This window comes from Cognatishimia sp. 1_MG-2023 (assembly GCF_030548175.1).
GTDB lineage: Bacteria > Pseudomonadota > Alphaproteobacteria > Rhodobacterales > Rhodobacteraceae > Cognatishimia.
In genome coordinates, this window is sequence record NZ_JAUORX010000005.1 from 74,646 (window position 1) to 91,147 (window position 16,502).

General features: G+C 53.5%; 15 protein-coding genes. 8 read left to right on the forward strand and 7 right to left on the reverse strand.

The features are described from left to right. Nucleotides 1-53: 53 nt before the first annotated feature. Entirely contained in the window at nt 54-548 is a 495-nt protein-coding gene (gene coaD / locus Q4544_RS10080; protein ID WP_303505887.1) for a pantetheine-phosphate adenylyltransferase, read from the forward strand. 72 nt (nt 549-620) lie between these two features. Here the strand turns inward: coaD and tkt are convergent, their stop codons facing one another. Further along, nucleotides 621-2,636, reverse strand: coding sequence for a transketolase (gene tkt, locus Q4544_RS10085; RefSeq protein ID WP_303505889.1), 2,016 nt, complete (start codon nt 2,634-2,636; stop codon nt 621-623). Between the two features lie 224 nt (nt 2,637-2,860). Here tkt and Q4544_RS10090 point away from each other — a divergent pair, with 224 nt between their 5' ends. Together Q4544_RS10090 and Q4544_RS10095 are read left to right on the forward strand one after the other, a co-directional pair. Further along, the gene (locus Q4544_RS10090) at nt 2,861-3,457 is read left to right on the forward strand and encodes a hypothetical protein (protein WP_303505891.1); all 597 of its coding nucleotides are present in this window, start codon (nt 2,861-2,863) and stop codon (nt 3,455-3,457) included. After that, nucleotides 3,457-3,852 (forward strand): cell division protein ZapA, encoded by a 396-nt coding sequence (locus tag Q4544_RS10095; RefSeq protein WP_303505892.1) that lies wholly within the window; start codon nt 3,457-3,459, stop codon nt 3,850-3,852. The genes Q4544_RS10090 and Q4544_RS10095 overlap by 1 nt, the downstream gene beginning before the upstream one ends. A 37-nt stretch (nt 3,853-3,889) precedes the next feature. On the opposite strand, the gene grxD is transcribed toward Q4544_RS10095, so the two are convergent. The 6 genes from grxD to Q4544_RS10125 form a co-directional block, all read right to left on the reverse strand. Next, nucleotides 3,890-4,252, reverse strand: coding sequence for a Grx4 family monothiol glutaredoxin (grxD, locus tag Q4544_RS10100; protein WP_303505894.1), 363 nt, complete (start codon nt 4,250-4,252; stop codon nt 3,890-3,892). Between the two features lie 40 nt (nt 4,253-4,292). Beyond that, complete coding sequence (locus Q4544_RS10105; RefSeq protein WP_303505896.1) at nt 4,293-4,529, reverse strand: BolA family protein; 237 nt, start codon at nt 4,527-4,529, stop codon at nt 4,293-4,295. A 68-nt stretch (nt 4,530-4,597) separates the two neighbouring features. Further along, nucleotides 4,598-5,470: a hypothetical protein gene (locus Q4544_RS10110; protein ID WP_303505898.1), complete on the reverse strand. Its 873-nt coding sequence runs from the start codon at nt 5,468-5,470 to the stop codon at nt 4,598-4,600. 90 nt (nt 5,471-5,560) lie between these two features. Next, nucleotides 5,561-6,085, reverse strand: a complete 525-nt coding sequence (locus Q4544_RS10115; RefSeq protein WP_303505900.1) for a hypothetical protein — start codon at nt 6,083-6,085, stop codon at nt 5,561-5,563. A 1-nt stretch (nt 6,086) separates the two neighbouring features. After that, nucleotides 6,087-8,246, reverse strand: a complete 2,160-nt coding sequence (purL, locus tag Q4544_RS10120; protein WP_303505902.1) for a phosphoribosylformylglycinamidine synthase subunit PurL — start codon at nt 8,244-8,246, stop codon at nt 6,087-6,089. 274 nt (nt 8,247-8,520) lie between these two features. Next, nucleotides 8,521-9,426, reverse strand: coding sequence for a LysR family transcriptional regulator (locus tag Q4544_RS10125; RefSeq protein WP_303505904.1), 906 nt, complete (start codon nt 9,424-9,426; stop codon nt 8,521-8,523). 172 nt (nt 9,427-9,598) lie between these two features. Between Q4544_RS10125 and Q4544_RS10130 the strand changes: the two genes are divergently transcribed. From Q4544_RS10130 to ccmE, 5 genes are all read left to right on the forward strand, one after another. Next, nucleotides 9,599-13,015 (forward strand): indolepyruvate ferredoxin oxidoreductase family protein, encoded by a 3,417-nt coding sequence (locus Q4544_RS10130; protein ID WP_303505905.1) that lies wholly within the window; start codon nt 9,599-9,601, stop codon nt 13,013-13,015. Between the two features lie 104 nt (nt 13,016-13,119). After that, nucleotides 13,120-14,010, forward strand: coding sequence for a lysophospholipid acyltransferase family protein (locus Q4544_RS10135; RefSeq protein WP_303505907.1), 891 nt, complete (start codon nt 13,120-13,122; stop codon nt 14,008-14,010). 15 nt (nt 14,011-14,025) lie between these two features. Next, nucleotides 14,026-14,838, forward strand: coding sequence for a glutamate racemase (locus tag Q4544_RS10140; RefSeq protein ID WP_303505908.1), 813 nt, complete (start codon nt 14,026-14,028; stop codon nt 14,836-14,838). 93 nt (nt 14,839-14,931) lie between these two features. Continuing rightward, entirely contained in the window at nt 14,932-15,960 is a 1,029-nt protein-coding gene (argC, locus tag Q4544_RS10145) for an N-acetyl-gamma-glutamyl-phosphate reductase (protein ID WP_303505909.1), read from the forward strand. 15 nt (nt 15,961-15,975) lie between these two features. Further along, a complete protein-coding gene (gene ccmE, locus Q4544_RS10150) occupies nt 15,976-16,419 on the forward strand; it encodes a cytochrome c maturation protein CcmE (protein ID WP_303505910.1) in 444 nt (147 codons plus the stop codon). Nucleotides 16,420-16,502: the final 83 nt, after the last annotated feature.

The following is a 16,502-nucleotide window of genomic DNA, read 5'->3' on the forward strand; positions in this document are numbered from 1 at the left end:
AATTTGGTACGCAATATTGTTGCGTGCGCGCAATAGAAATTCGGAGACTAGCGATGCGCATTGGCCTTTACCCCGGTACATTCGACCCGATTACATTGGGTCACATCGATATTATTCGTCGCGCATCTGTTTTGGTCGACAGATTGGTCATTGGTGTTGCCATCAATCGTGACAAAGGACCGTTGTTCAATTTGGAAGAGCGGGTGGCCATGATTGAGGCGGAATGCGAGACGCTGTCTGCTGAGACGGGCACTGAGATTATTGCGCATCCCTTTGAAAACTTGCTGATCGACTGTGCGAAAGAAGTAGACGCGCAGGTGATTGTTCGCGGTCTACGAGCTGTGACTGATTTCGAATATGAATATCAGATGGTTGGAATGAACAGGGCGTTGGATTCCAGCATCGAGACTGTGTTCTTGATGGCGGATGCACAGCATCAGGCGATTGCGTCAAAGCTGGTGAAAGAGATAGCGCGGTTGGATGGGAATGTCAGCAAGTTTGTGACGCCCATGGTAAACGACGCGTTGAAGGATCGTTTGGGAAAATAACCTGAATTAGATCGCTAGAATTGAAAAGGGCGGCCCATGAGGCCGCCCTTTTTATGCAGTGTTGCCTGAGGCTTAGAGCATATCTTTGACGTTTTGGGCCACGTTTTCCGCGGTGATGCCGAATTTCTCAAAGAGCTGACCTGCCGGCGCGGATGCGCCGAAGCTGTCCATGCCGACAAATGCGGCTTTGCCGTTTTTGCCGCGCTCGCCGAGCAACCATTGATCCCAACCTTGGCGTACGCCTGCTTCGATACCGACGCGCACTGGGCCCGCTGGTAGAACCTTGCGGCGGTAGCTTTCGTCCTGCTCTGCAAAGAGCTCCATGCATGGCATGGATACAACGCGTGTACCGATGCCTTCGGCTTGCAGGATGTCACGGGCTTTCATCGCCACTTCGACTTCGGAACCGGTTGCGATCAGGATCGCTTGGCGTTTGCCTTCGGCGTCAGCCAAGACGTAGGCGCCTTGTTCGGTCAGGTTCTTCAGTTTGTGCTCTGTGCGCAGGGTCGGAAGACCTTGGCGGGTGAGGGCCATGACGGATGGGGTTGTTTTGGTTGTGACCGCAATTTCCCAAGCTTCGGCTGTTTCCACGGTATCCGCTGGGCGGAATACGTAGGTGTTTGGCGTGGAGCGAGAAATCGCAACATGCTCTACCGGCTGGTGGGTTGGGCCATCTTCGCCAACACCGATGGAATCGTGTGTCATGACAAAGACCGTTGGGATTTTCATCAGGGCCGCAAGACGCATGGATGGGCGGGCATAGTCTGTGAAGGCCATGAATGTACCGCCGTATGCGCGCATACCGCCGTGTAGGTTCATACCGTTCATTGCAGCGGCCATGCCGTGCTCGCGGATGCCCCAATAGATGTAGCGGCCGCCACGGTTGCCCGTGTCGAACATGCCAAGGTCATCTGTTTTGGTGTTGTTGGAACCTGTTAGGTCAGCAGAGCCGCCAACGGTTTCATGCATCACGTTGTTGATGACCTGAAGCGCCATTTCAGAGGACTTACGTGTCGCAACTTTTGGCTGCTCTTCGGAAATCTGCTTTTTCAGGGCTTTGATCGCCGCTGACAGTTTCTTTGGTGCTTCAAGTGCGTAGGCACGGTTGAACTTGGCTTGTTTCTGGCTGGAAACTTCTGCGAAGCGACCTTCCCATGCTGCGCGATCTGCGGCACCGCGGGAACCGATGGCTTCCCATTGTGCTTTGATGTCAGCAGGGATTTCAAAGGAACCGTAGGACCAGCCCCAGTTGTCTTTTGCGGCTTTCAGCTGCTCTGGATCTGTCAGAGCGCCGTGGCCTTTGGACGTATCTTGTGCTGCGTGGCCCAGAGCGATGTGGGTTTTGCAGGCGATCATGGATGGTTTTTTGGACTTTTTCGCAGCTTCGATCGCGGCGTCGATCTGTTCTGGATCGTGGCCGTCGATTTCTTGAACGTGCCAGCCGGACGCTTTGAAACGCTGAACTTGGTTGGTGCGATCAGACAGATCAACGGTGCCGTCGATGGTGATGTTGTTGTTGTCCCAGAAGACAACAAGCTTGCCCAGCTGGTGACGACCGGCGATGCCGATGGCCTCTTGGCTGATGCCTTCCATCAAGCAACCGTCGCCTGCAATCACATAGGTGTGGTGATCGACGATCTTTTTGCCGAATTGCGCGCGCTGCATTTCTTCGGCAATCGCGAAACCGATGGAGTTGGCAATACCTTGCCCCAATGGGCCGGTTGTTGTTTCAACGGCGTCCAGAAGGAAGTTTTCTGGGTGACCGGCCGTCAACGCGCCAAGCTGGCGGAAGTTTTTGATCTGGTCCAGCGTGACTTGTTTGTCGCCTGCGAGGTGGAGCAGAGCATAGATCAGCATAGAGCCATGGCCCGCTGACAAAATGAAACGATCGCGGTCAGGCCACTGTGGGTTAGACGCGTCAAATTTCAGATGTTTTTCAAAGAGTACGGTCGCAACATCCGCCATGCCGATTGGCATACCAGTGTGGCCGGAGTTGGCGGCAGCAACGGCATCAAGCGCGAGGGCGCGAATTGCGGTGGCTTTCATCCAGTGGTCAGGATTTTTAGCTTTCAGAGCGGCGAGATCCACGGGCATCGTCCTTTGATTTATCGTGTGGTTTAGCGCTCAATAACAGGGTTCTGCATAAGATCAAGGATTGCCTTGCCGGCAGGATTAAGCGCATCCCGCAAGTGATTGATGTTAAAGGGGGCGCAATTTCCCGGACCTTTGGTTAAACTCGCTAAAAGTCGAACGCGCGCGCGATTCGTTGTTGCGCAGTATTGATAGTTACGAGGGATGAAAGGACGAGGGGCATGAGCGAGATTGCAGATCTTGAAAATAGGTTGTCCGCCGCCCTGGACAGGATCGCACAGGGTCTTGATCAGTTTGGCAATGATGCCGGCAGCAGCGAGACTGCCGCGCCGGTCGAAGATCGGTCTGGTGAAATTGCCACTCTGAAAGCTGCACTTGAAGAGGAACGCGGTGCGAAGGCTGCGTTGGAAACCAAGCTTGCGGCGGCCTCTGTTGTCCAAGATTTGGGCATTGCAAAAGATGACAATGTGGATGTGATGGCCGAGATTGCCGCGCTGAAACAGGCCCACGAAGCAGAGTTGGACCGGATGCGCATGGCCGCAGCGGCGGAACGCGAAGCTTGGGAAGGGTTGAACAGCCGTCTGGTGCGGATGCGTCGGTCTAACAAGTTGATGCGGACAAACACAATTGCTCTGCGGCAGGCCGCGGCGGATATGGTGGTGGATGCCACTTTGATCAATCAGTCGTTGCAGGTGGAATTGGATGCATTGTTGGCCGCGCAAGAGCTTGAGCGTGCCGAAGTTGATGTGGTCCTAAAGACATTGCAACCGATGTTGGGTGAACCAGAAAGCCTGAATGAGCTAGAGGAGACAGTCTGATGCCAGAAGTCGAAATCAGCATTGGTGGTCGTTCTTTTGAAGTTGCTTGCCAAGAGGGTGAACAGCATTTCCTACAGTCTGCAGCAAAGATGTTGGACGACGAAGCGCGCGTCTTGGCAAGCCAGATTGGCCGTATCCCAGAAACACGTATGCTTTTGATGGCTGGTCTGATGTTGGCGGATAAATCCGCAGGCATGGAAGATCGTATGCGCGAGCTTGAAACCAAGGTTGCCGATCAGACGGCTGAATTGGAAAAGCTAAAGAATGCGCCAGCACCAGCCCCTGAGAAGGTTGAGGTTCCTGTGGTGCCGAGTTCTGTCAAAGACAGCCTTGCAGAGCTTGCAGCACGCGCAGAATCTTTGGCAAGCACAGTAGAAGAAAAGGCGGTCTCGTAAGAGACCGCCTTTGGTAATTCACTGAATTTATAACAGTTTAGCCGTTCGCTTCGCGAATTTTGTCGGCCATTTCTTTGTTGTATGCGACGCCGTTGTCGTCGAATGCTGTGTCCAGCTCGCCAGATAGCGTCATCTCTGTGATGATGTCGCAACCGCCAACAAATTCACCTTTGATGTAAAGCTGTGGGATTGTTGGCCAGTCAGAATAGTCTTTGATTCCTTGACGGATTTCTTCGTCAGCCAGAACGTTCACATCAGCATATTCAACGCCCATGTAGTTCAAAACGCCTGCAACGCGGCTGGAGAAGCCACACTGTGGCATCTCTTTTGTGCCTTTCATGAAAAGCACAACGTCGTTGGATTTTACGGTTTCTTCGATACGGGTATTAGCGTCGCTCATTGCGATATCCTTTGGATGAGGCGGGAGACCGCCGAATTTGTTATTCCGGTATTTTGGTGGTCAGGGCGAGTGCATGTAGCTCGCCGTTGGAGCCATCCATTTTACCCTTGAGGGCCGCGTATACGGCGCGTTGTTGTTGCACACGGTTCTTACCGCGGAAGCTTTCATCAACGACCTCGGCCGCGAAATGCGCGCCGTCGTCACCTTGGACGATGACCTTGGCGTCAGGAAAAGCGTCGCGAATGAGTTGCTCGATTTCGAAAGCGGTGATGGGCATTTGTGCGGTCCTTGATATTTTTTCTGAATTTATGTGCGGCACGGACCAAGCGCAAGGGCCAGCGCGTATTAGACCGTAAGGGCGTGAACGCCGGGCATGCGCTGAATTATGGACCATTGTTCATTATAAAGTGCAGTCAATTCAGCGGTTTGGTTGACCGTGAAGGGGCTGTAGGGCGGCGCGTCTGGTCCGCGCGGGAACATTTCCATAGCGTCCGCGCGGTTCTTTTTATTGACGAGCCCGACGGCTTTGAGGAAATCGAGTGCATTGGCCGAGAGACCTTGGTTGCTGGTCTCTTCGAGCCAGGTGATTTTTTCGGCGGCTTCTGGGGCTGCAAACAGCTCTACAATCTGATTGCGGACCTCTGCGTAGTCTTCATAGCGCCAAACAACGAAGGGGAGGTCGGTTTCTACCGCGTCGCGCATGCGTTCGATGTAGTTGACCCAGCTTAGGGCGTTTAGGTTGATGCCTTTTACGTAGTCATCAAAGCTGTGAAACTGCTGGCCCTTGAGGTGCTCTTGCCATGCGGACACCACAAAGGTTGCCGGGTTGCGAATGGCGAGGCCAATCACGTGGTGATGGCCGGGAAAGAGCGTGAGAAGCCGCTTGAGGCGCTTGGGGCCGAATTTGTAGAGCTGATCACCGGCAAGCAGCATATTGGCCCCCAGCGTGCCGGGAATGTTTTCATTCATCAGCATGATGGATTTGGCGTCTTTGCCATGTGTTTCCAGAAACCGTTCGCCCGCGGCCTGTAGCAGCTTGGCGTCGACCTTATCGCGCAGCAGGTTTTTGATGGGAAAGAGGTTGGTGCCAATCGGCACGGGCGGCACAATTGAGACATCGTAGGGCGCTAATACATCAGCATTGGCAACCATTGAGCGTTGGAAGTGTGTGCTGGCGGTTTTGTGGGCGCCGATCATGAAAAACAAATTACGAAGCATCGGGTGACACCAAAATGAAACAACTGGAACTGAGAGACTGCGCGGCTTTTTCGTTAGGATAGGAGCGCATGCGAATTGCCGCAAGTGAGATTACATATATGACGCAAGGGATTGCAGGTAATCGGGTACATCCATGAGTGCTTCTTGCAGGTCTGGCTCTTCAAAGTCGTAAATGGATTTCGGGTTTTCGGGGCAAAGTGCTGCCATCAGTGTCAAACCCGGCGCTTTGGCCGTTTCGGGAATTGGTAGGTTTTGTGCTTCTTCGAGTAGGAGCAGGGCTTCGTGAATGGGGCGCAGAACACGGAGCGCGTAGGTCATGTGTGTCAGCAGATCAGGATCATCGCGCCACGTTTCCCCATCAAATAGCTCTTGGGTGACACGTTGCCCGGCACCTGCGCAGGAATAGGCGACGCAGCCGCGAAACCCTTGTTTGGTCAGGTTGTTGTGAATGGTGCAGTCAAAGCAACTATTGGACAGGTTTGGGCAGGGGGTATCGACTTGTTTTTGCAGGCCGAAATCTTCATCGTCATCAAATGGATATGCCGCGCAACAAAGCGCGGCACATTTTGTGCAATCCGGTTTCAAGTCTGGGAAAGAAGAAACTTTCCCCGACATGTTAGGCCACCGCGTCGGCGAAGCTGCTGCGGAAAATCGCGGCAAGATCGCCAAGTGGTGCTTCGGATTTACCAAAGCGAACGGTGTCGCCTGTGAATTTACCAACAGAGTGGATTGGAACGCCGGCAGAACCTGCGCGTGCCATCAGAGCCTCTGCTTGGTCAAAGTTGCAGGCCACAAGGTAACGCGCCTGATCTTCGCCAAAGAGGGTTGGTGTATCTGATGCGTCAAGCACAACACCAACGCCTGCGGCTTCGGCCAGTTCGAAGGCTGCCAATGCAAGGCCGCCATCTGCCAAGTCTGTGCAGACTTTGATCAGGTCGCGGTTGTCGCGGATGAAGTCACCGTTGCGCTTTTCAGCGGCCAGATCGACCTTTGGCGCATCACCTTCTTCGCGGTTGAAGACTTCGGCCAGTAGGGCGGATTGGCCTAGGTGGCCTTCGGTGTCGCCGATCAATAGGGCAACATGGCCTTCGCGTACGTCACCTTCGATGGCTTCTTCGCCAGCGGCCACAAGACCAACAGCGCCGATGGTTGGCGTTGGCAGAATGCCTTTACCGTCGGTTTCGTTATACAAAGATACGTTGCCGGAAACGATTGGCATGTCCAACGCTTTGACCGCTTCGCCGATACCTTTTATGGCGCCAACGAATTGGCCCATGATCTCTGGTTTCTCTGGGTTACCAAAGTTCATGTTGTCGGTTGTTGCCAATGGGCGCGCGCCAACAGCTGTTAGGTTGCGGTAAGCTTCGGCAACGGCTTGTTTGCCTCCTTCGACTGGGTTGGCTTTGACATAGCGTGGGGTCACGTCAGAGGTGAAGGCCAGCTTTTTGTCGGTACCGTGGACACGCAGAAGACCAGAGCCTTTGCCCGGGCCGCGTGCTGTATCCGCCATAACCATGGAGTCGTATTGATCATAGACCCACTGTTTGCCCGCGTAGTTTGGAGAGGAGATCAGGGCTTTTAGGCCGTCAATCGCGTCAATCTCTGGAACATCTGCCAGATCGTCAGCTTTTGGTGTTTCCACCCATGGGCGGTCGTACTCAGGTGCTGTGGAGGACAATTTAGACAGTGGCAGGTCGGCTTTGACTTCGCCGTTGTGCATGATCAAGAAGCGGTCTTCGGCCATTGTTTCGCCAACGATTGCGAAGTCCAGATCCCATTTCACGAAAACGGCGCGCGCTTCTGCTTCGAGTTCTGGGTTGAGAACCATCAACATGCGCTCTTGGGATTCAGACAGCATCATTTCGTAAGCTGTCATGTTCTCTTCGCGCTGAGGCACGTCTTCGAGGTTTAGCTTAACGCCAAGGCCACCTTTGTCACCCATTTCAACGGCAGAGCAGGTCAGGCCCGCAGCGCCCATATCTTGGATGGAAATCACGGCGCCGGTTTGCATCAGCTCTAGTGTGGCTTCCATCAGGCGTTTTTCGGTGAAGGGGTCGCCGACCTGAACGGTTGGGCGTTTCTCTTCGATTGTGTCGTCAAATTCCGCTGACGCCATAGTCGCGCCGCCAACGCCATCACGGCCGGTTTTCGCGCCAAGGTAGACAACAGGCATGCCCACACCGGAAGCGGCGGAGTAGAAGATTTTATCAGTGTCGGCCAAGCCTGCGGCAAAGGCGTTCACGAGGCAGTTTCCATTGTAAGCTGGGTGGAAGCGTACTTCGCCGCCAACGGTTGGAACACCAAAGCAGTTGCCGTATCCGCCGACACCTTCGACCACACCGTTGACCAATTGCTTGGTTTTCGGGTGGGAGGTTTCGCCGAAGGACAAGGAATTCATCGCAGCGATTGGGCGTGCACCCATTGTAAAGACATCGCGCAGAATGCCGCCAACGCCGGTTGCCGCACCTTGGTAAGGTTCGATGTAGGACGGGTGGTTGTGGCTTTCCATTTTGAAGACCACGGCCTGACCATCGCCAATATCAACGATACCCGCGTTTTCGCCTGGGCCACAGATAACCTGTGGACCTTCGGTTGGGAGAGTGCGGAGCCATTTTTTGGAGGACTTGTAGGAACAATGCTCGTTCCACATCGCCGAAAAGATACCCATTTCTGTGAAGTTTGGTTCACGTCCCAGAATGTTGATCACCTCAGCGTATTCGTCTGGCGTAAAGCCATGAGCTGCGATGACGTCTTGGGTGATTTCTGGATCTTGCATGTCTCTAGATTCCCTTAGGGGTTCCGCGTTGGCCGTCTCTTAATAGATTGGGGCGGTTTGGGGAAGGGGGGCTACGCACCCTGCTTCTGTGAATTTTAAGCAGGCAAAAAAAAGGCCGAGCAATAAGCTCGGCCGAAGTCCAACAGGGAGGTTGAAGATGATGAGCGTATAAGCAATCACCGTCTTCGAGAGATCAAATAGTAAGCAAATTGAAAACTTTCAAGAAAATCTAGGCCGCAAGTGCGGCAAAGCCGCTATGCAATTTGTGCATAGCTTATGATTTTCCTTGTTCTTTCAGGTGTTTGCGGTGGATTTTGATCTCTTCCTGTACAAAGTCACGGAAGGCTTGAATCCGCTTAGAGTGCCGCAATTCTTCTGGGTAGGCTAAATAAACGGGCACTTCAGCGCTTTCAATGTCTGGAAGAACGCGCACAAGATCTGGGGATTCCTCGACCACGTAGTCAGGAAGAATGCCGATTCCAAGGTCATGTAGTACGGCTTGCAACACGCCAAAATAGTTATTCACCATTAACCGCGACGGTATGTCATTGGTCAAAATGGATTGGGTCAGGGCCGAACTTGCCCCAACTTGGGTTGCGTCAGTCCGTTGGCAAATCAAGCGATGAGTCGATAAATCCGTCTGACTTTCAGGAACGCCGTTCCTATTTAGGTACTCTTGGGTCGCATATAACCTCATTCGTACGCTCATAAGGCGTTTACGGATGAGGTCTGCTTGACTTGGCTCTTTCATGCGGATGGCGGCATCGGCTTCGCGCATCGGTAAATCAAGCACCTTTTCTTCGAGCATCAGGTCGATGTTCAAATCAGGGTACATTTCATAAAGTTTGTGCAGGCGAGGAGCGAGCCACAGTGTGCCAAACCCCAAAGTGGTCGTGACGCGTAGTTCGCCAAAGACTTCTTCTTCGCTGTCGCGGATTCGAGCAGAGGCAGCATCCAAACGTTTGGACATTGCGCGCGTTGCATCAAAGAGCAACTCGCCTTGTTCTGTGAGAATCAGTCCACGTGCATGCCGGTGAAAAAGAATGGTGTTCAGGCTCTCTTCGAGGGCGCGCACCTGCCGAGACACCGCGGATTGTGACAAATGAAGGGTGTCACCCGCGTGTGTGAGGCTACCAGCGTCGGCAACCGCGTGAAAGATTCTTAGCTTATCCCAGTCCATATCCGCAACTTTCGCTAACCTGTTAGCGCCATACAAGAATCTAAGAAAAAACGAAACATGTGACGCGACGTTTAATTTGGAGTGTCGCAAAATTCCCTTGTTTGGGTCAGTAATTGTGACCCAATATTCAGCTATACTAATTTTATCATCGAGCCGCGAGGGGAGACGCCAGATGAGCATCCAAAAGGTATCGTTGAACGATAAGTTCGACCTTTCCAAAGATCAGGTTTTATTAAACGGGACACAGGCGTTGGTTCGCCTGATGTTGACCCAAAAAGCGCGTGATACCGCTGCGGGATTGAACACTGCGGGCTATGTGTCTGGGTATCGCGGGTCACCGCTTGGCGCGGTGGATAGCGTCATGACACGTGCGAAACCTCATCTGGAACCCGCGGATGTGTCGTTTCAGTCGGGTTTGAACGAAGACCTCGCCGCTACAGCATTGTGGGGCACGCAGCAGGCAGAGATGCGGGGCGAGGGCAAATACGATGGTGTGTTTGGTCTCTGGTACGGCAAAGGGCCAGGTGTGGACCGTACAGGCGACGTGATGCGCCATGCGAATATGGCGGGGACGTCAAAGCATGGTGGTGTGTTGATGGCGCTGGGGGATGACCACACTGGCGAAAGCTCAACCGTGTTGCACCAATCGGAATGGGCGCTTGTGGATGCCTATATGCCGGTTGTGTCACCAGCGGGTGTGCAAGAGATCATTGATTACGGGCTGTATGGCTTGGCGTTGTCGCGGTTTGCAGGTGTTTGGGTTGGTTTGAAGACCATGAAAGACACAATCGAAGCGACGGCTGTGATTGATGGCAGCATTGATCGGGTCAACTTGGTCACGCCAGAGTTTGAGATGCCCGTTGGCGGTTTGAATATCCGCACGCCGGATACGCCACATGACCAAGAAACGCGCATGATTGATCACAAGCGGTTCGCGGCCGAGGCCTTCTCGCGTGCCAACAAGATGGATAAACGCGTTTGGGGGAAATCCGGTGCAAAGATCGGTTTTGTGGCTGCGGGTAAGAATTGGCTCGATCTGTCGCATGCGATGTCACTGCTGGGTATTGATGAGGCCGAGGCTGAGCGTCTGGGTGTGACGACCTATAAGATTGGTCAAACCTTCCCATTGGATATGAAGAGCTTTCACGAATGGGCCGAGGGGCTTGATCTGATTGTTATCGTTGAAGAAAAGCGCAAGCTGATTGAGGTTCAGGTTAAAGAAGCCATCTTTGATGACCGCCGTGGTCGCCGTGTGTATGGGTGGTACAAAGGCGGCGCGGGGCGCATGCATGACGAAGAGCTGTTCCCAACGCGCGGGGCACTCGATCCGATTATGATTGCGCAGAAAATTGGCGGTATTCTGATTGAAGAGGGCCGTGGCACGGATGCTGTGAAGGCGGGGCTATCTACGCTGGATGCTGCGCAAAAGGCGGATAATGCCGAGGACTTGGCAAGTCGTGTGCCGCATTATTGTTCGGGCTGTCCGCATAATACGTCAACGCGCGTGCCGGATGGCAGTCGCGGTGGGGCGGGTATTGGTTGTCACTATATGGTGCAGTGGATGGATCGAAACTCTGTCGGGTTTACTCAAATGGGTGGAGAAGGCGTGAATTGGGTTGGCGAAGCGCCCTTTTCCAAGCGCGATCATATTTTCCAGAACTTGGGGGATGGGACCTATACGCATTCTGGGTCTTTGGCGATCCGGGCAGCTTTGGCGGCGGGGACAAATATTACCTACAAAATCCTCTACAATGACGCGGTGGCTATGACCGGTGGTCAGCCGATTGATGGCGGTATTGATGCGCCGCAAATCACTCGCGAATTGCAGGCGATGGGAGTAAAGAACATCGCGCTGGTCTATGACGAAAAAGAGGACATTGACCTAAAGCAATTCCCGTCAGGTTTGATGGTTCATGAACGTGCCGAGTTTATGGCCGTTCAGGATAAAATGAAGACTATCAAGGGTGTATCGGCGATTGTTTACGTGCAAACCTGCGCAAATGAAAAGCGCCGCCGTCGCAAGCGCGGTGCCTTTCCGGACCCAGATAAACGCGTTTTCATCAATACAGATGTTTGCGAGGGCTGTGGTGATTGCGGTGTGCAATCCAACTGTGTGTCGATCGTTCCGGTTGAAACAGAGCTTGGCCGAAAGCGTGGGATTGATCAGTCGAGCTGTAACAAAGACTTTAGCTGTGTGAATGGGTTCTGCCCGTCGTTCGTGACCTTGCAGGGGGCTACGATCAAGAAAGAGGCCTCTGCCAGTTTAGAGCTGCCGGATATGCCAGAACCAGAGATAAAGGTCATTCAAGGCACGCATAACGTTGTTATGACAGGTGTTGGTGGCACAGGGATTGTGACCATCGGTGCGGTTCTAGCTCAGGCTGCGCAGATTGATGGCAAAGCAGCTGGCATGATGGAAATGGCCGGTTTGGCGCAAAAGGGCGGTGCGGTGCATATCCATTGTCGGCTTGCGGAAACGCCGGACGACATCAGCGCCATTCGTGTGGCGACCGGGGAATGTGACGCGTTGATCGGTGGTGATCTGGTGGTCAGTGCTGGGGCAAAGACCCTTGGGCTGACCTCTGCCGGGCGCACGGGGGCTGTGGTGAATAGCCACGAGATCATTACTGGTGAGTTCACTCGGAATACTGACTTTACCATTCCCGGCGACCGCTTGGCGTTGCAACTGCAAGCGCGTCTGCGGGATGGCGTGATGTTGTTTGATGCTTCTGATCTGGCGCGGATCACAATGGGAGATTCCATCTATTCCAACATGATGATCTTTGGGGCGTCTTGGCAGCTAGGTCAGATCCCAGTTAGCCGTGATGCTATTATGCATGCGATTACGTTGAATGGTGCCAAGGTGGATGAGAACCTACGGGCTTTTGAGTTGGGTCGGTGGGCGGCCTTGTATCCGGAAGAGGCGCAAAAGATGCTGGCGCCAAGTGTTGCGGAGCTGCCGAAGTCCTTAGAGGAAAAGATTGCCTTTCGGGCGGATCATTTGGTGAAATACCAAGGTCAGGGGCTGGCGAAAAAATACCGCAAGCTGGTGGATGGCATTCAAGATGCGCGTCTGAAAGAGGCAGTTGCGATTGGGTATCACAAGCTGTTGGCCTACAAAGATGAATACGAGGTGGCACGTATGCATCTGGAAACGCGGGCAAAAGCGGCAGAACAGTTTGACGGTGATTTCAAGATGACCTTTAATTTGGCACCGCCGATCATTTCCAAAATGGGCCCCGGTGGTCGCCCCATGAAACGTGAATTTGGCGAGGGCATGCTGCGGTGGTTTGGCATTCTTGCCAGGATGAAGGGGCTGCGTGGAACGGCGTTTGACATCTTTGGCAAAACCGCAGAACGCAAAATGGAGCGTGCTTTGATTGCGCAATACGAAGCGGATATGGCGCAGATTTTGCCAACTCAGGGTGCTGAGGCGCATGACGCTGCTGTCGCCTTGGCGGAATTGCCAACGCAAATTCGTGGTTATGGGCCGGTGAAGGAAGCGAATGAAGCAAAGGCTGCGAAGCGTCGCGAAGAGCTGTTGGCAGCGCTTCGGACACCTACAGAGTTGCCTCACGCGGCAGAGTGACCTTCTGACCACAACGTTATGACAAATACGACGCAGCCCTGAACTCGGGGCTGTGTCTTTTTTTGCAGCATGCCTATCTAGCTGTAGGAAACCGGAGCCGACCCATGACGTCACAGCGCGCGATTGTCCGCGACATCAGCTATGCCCATTCGGCGACAACTGCGGCAGGCCGCACTATGATCCGTTTTCTTGAGAATACGACAGGTCGGGTCAATTTGATCAAACGGGCCAAAGGCTATGAGATCGAAGTCGGGCAGGGGCGCGATTTTTGGGACGTGATGGTGAATCGCTATGGCCTAAAGCTAGAGGTCATTGGTGGCGACTTGGCGGATATTCCGCGAGACGGGCCATTGTTACTGATCGCCAACCATCCTTATGGGATCATGGATGGGTTGATCATGGGGCATATCTTAAGCGAATTGCGTGGTGATTTCCGTATTTTGGCGCATCAGGTGTTTCGCAAAGCCGAGGATTTGAACCGCATCATCTTGCCGATCAGCTTTGAGGAAACCAAAGCCGCGATGAAGCTTAATTTGCAGACGCGCAAAGTGGCAGTGGATTACCTGCGCGATGGCGGGGCTATTGGTATCTTTCCCGGTGGAACGGTTAGCACAGCGGCCACGCCCTTTGGCGCGCCACTTGATCCCGCCTGGCGTGGATTCACGGCACGCATGGTCGCCAAGACCGATGCACAGGTCGTGCCGATCTTTTTTGACGGAACGACCACGCGGTTGTTTCAGGTGGCCAGTCACCTACATTATACCTTGCGTATGGGGTTCTTGATCCGAGAGTTTCGGAAGCGTGTGAATACGCCGGTGAGGATTGTTGTGGGGAAACCGATTGATCAATCAGAGCTGAAAGCACGCGCCAAAGATACAAAACGCCTCATGGACTTCCTAAGACGCGAAACTTATGCTTTATCACCGACACCACTTGACTCCACGTCATATGGTTTTGAATTTGAAGAGAAATACCGGGACAAAAAGTCTCATTAGGCAAAGGTAAGCGCTATGGCCGTCGGGATTTTTGATAGTGGTTTGGGTGGATTGACTGTGTATGACGCAGTCAGCAAACGTCTGCCGGATGTTCCAACCGTCTATTTCGGCGATAATGCGCATGCACCTTATGGGGTTCGAGATGCGGATGATATTTTCAACCTGACGACCAAGTCTGTTGAGCGCTTGTGGGAAGCGGGCTGTGATTTGGTGATCTTGGCGTGTAACACCGCAAGTGCGGCCGCGCTGCGCCGGATGCAAGAAAGCTGGTTGCCAGATGACAAGCGTGTGCTTGGTGTTTTTGTGCCTTTGATCGAGGCCATGACAGAACGTCAGTGGGGCGATAATAGCCCGCCGCGCGAGGTGGCCGTGAAGCATGTGGCTTTGTTTGCGACGCCCGCCACCGTGTCCAGCCGCGCGTTTCAACGGGAGTTGGCGTTCCGTGCAATTGGTGTTGATGTCGAGGCGCAGGCCTGTGGTGGTGTTGTTGATGCCATCGAAGACGGTGATGCGATCCTTGCCGAAGCTTTGGTGCGCAGCCATGTCGATGCCTTGAAGCGCAAAATGCCAAACCCCGAAGCGGCAATTCTTGGTTGCACCCATTACCCATGGATGGAAGATACGTTTCAGGCTGCCTTGGGCGAAGATGTTAAAGTGTACAGCCAAGCGAATTTGGTGGCGGACAGCCTTGGTGACTATTTAGAGCGTCATCCAAAGATGCTTGGGACTGGGACGGAAAGCATGTTCCTTACGACCGGTGATCCGAAAACCGTATCTGATCGGGCAACGCAGTTCTTGCGACGACGGGTCGAATTCATCTCGGCTTGATGTAAGCCCGCGACATCCCTAAAACCCCTATGACTGTTTTCAGGCCGGTATGGCCTAGGCCCCTTGTGAGGGGCACTGCTAGAAAGGTCTGACATGACCCATAAGATCGCAATTCTTGGTGCCAGTGGCTACACAGGTGCGGAACTTGTTCGTTTAATCGCCACACATCCCTCCATGGAAATCGTCGCCTTAGGCGCGAATTCAAAGGCCGGCATGGCCATGGCTGATGTGTTTCCACATTTGCGTCATCTGAATTTGCCGGATCTGATCAAGATCGACCAAATTGATTTTGATAATGTTGATCTGGTTTTCTGTGGCCTCCCACATGCGACCAGCCAACGTGTCATTCGGGATTTGCCAAAGACCGTGAAGATCGTTGATTTATCCGCGGATTTCCGTCTGCGTGATCCAGAAGAATACGTGAAATGGTACGGTGGCCAGCATGACGCGCTAGAGCAACAAGCCGAAGCGGTTTACGGCCTTACAGAATTCTATCGTGACGACATCAAATCCGCGCGTTTGGTGGCGGGCACGGGCTGTAACGCGGCGACGGGCCAATATGCATTGCGTCCGTTGATTGAGGCGGGTGTGATTGATCTGGATCAGATCATTCTTGATCTGAAATGTGCAGTGTCTGGCGCAGGACGGTCGCTGAAGGAGAATCTATTACACGCGGAGCTGAGCGAGGGGTATCACCCTTATGCTTTGGGTGGCACGCATCGGCATCTTGGTGAGTTTGACCAAGAGTTCAGCTTGATCGCTGGTCGCCCAGTTAAGGTGCAGTTCACGCCGCATCTCATTCCCGCGAACCGGGGTATTCTGGCGACGGTTTATGTGCAAGGTGATGCGCAGGTGATCCATGACACTCTGGCGGCCGCGTATAAAGATGAACCGTTCATCCAGATGTTGCCGTTTGGCCAAGCGCCAAGCACGCGGCATGTGCGTGGCAGCAACTTTTGCCACATCGGTGTGACAGCGGATCGGATCGAAGGGCGGGCGATTGTTGTCGCAGCCTTGGATAACCTGACCAAAGGGTCCAGTGGGCAGGCGTTGCAAAACGCGAACCTGATGCTGGGTATCGAGGAAACAACCGGCCTGATGCTGGCCCCTTGTTTCCCCTAATTTAGGAGAGGGCGCATGAAGGGCCTGAAGAAGAAAAGACGCATTCAAGTGATCATCGTGGCCGCGGTGGCGTTGGCGTTGTCGACGGCATTGATCGGCTATGCGATGCGCGATGGCATCAACTTCTTCCGCTCTCCGTCACAAGTGATTGCTGAACCACCTGCGCCAAACGAAGTGTTTCGAATTGGCGGTTTGGTCGAAGAAGGTTCATTGGTGCGCAGTGAAGGTAAAACCGTGACCTTTCGTGTGACAGATGGAGGTGAAACCGTTGCTGTGGCCTTTACCGGGGTGTTGCCTGATTTGTTTGAGGAAAACCAAGGGATGGTCGGCACCGGCCGGTATGTGAACGGTGTCTTTGAAGCCTCTGAAATCCTTGCCAAACATGACGAAACTTATATGCCAAAGGAAGTAATAGATGCCCTGAAAGAACAGGGTGTTTATGTTGAGCCTGGTAGCTAAGAGTTACTAACATTTGAATTTGTAAGAGACCCGGAAGCCTTGCTTTCGGGTCTTTTCGTTTGGGGCCGTGTTGCATCCGCTCC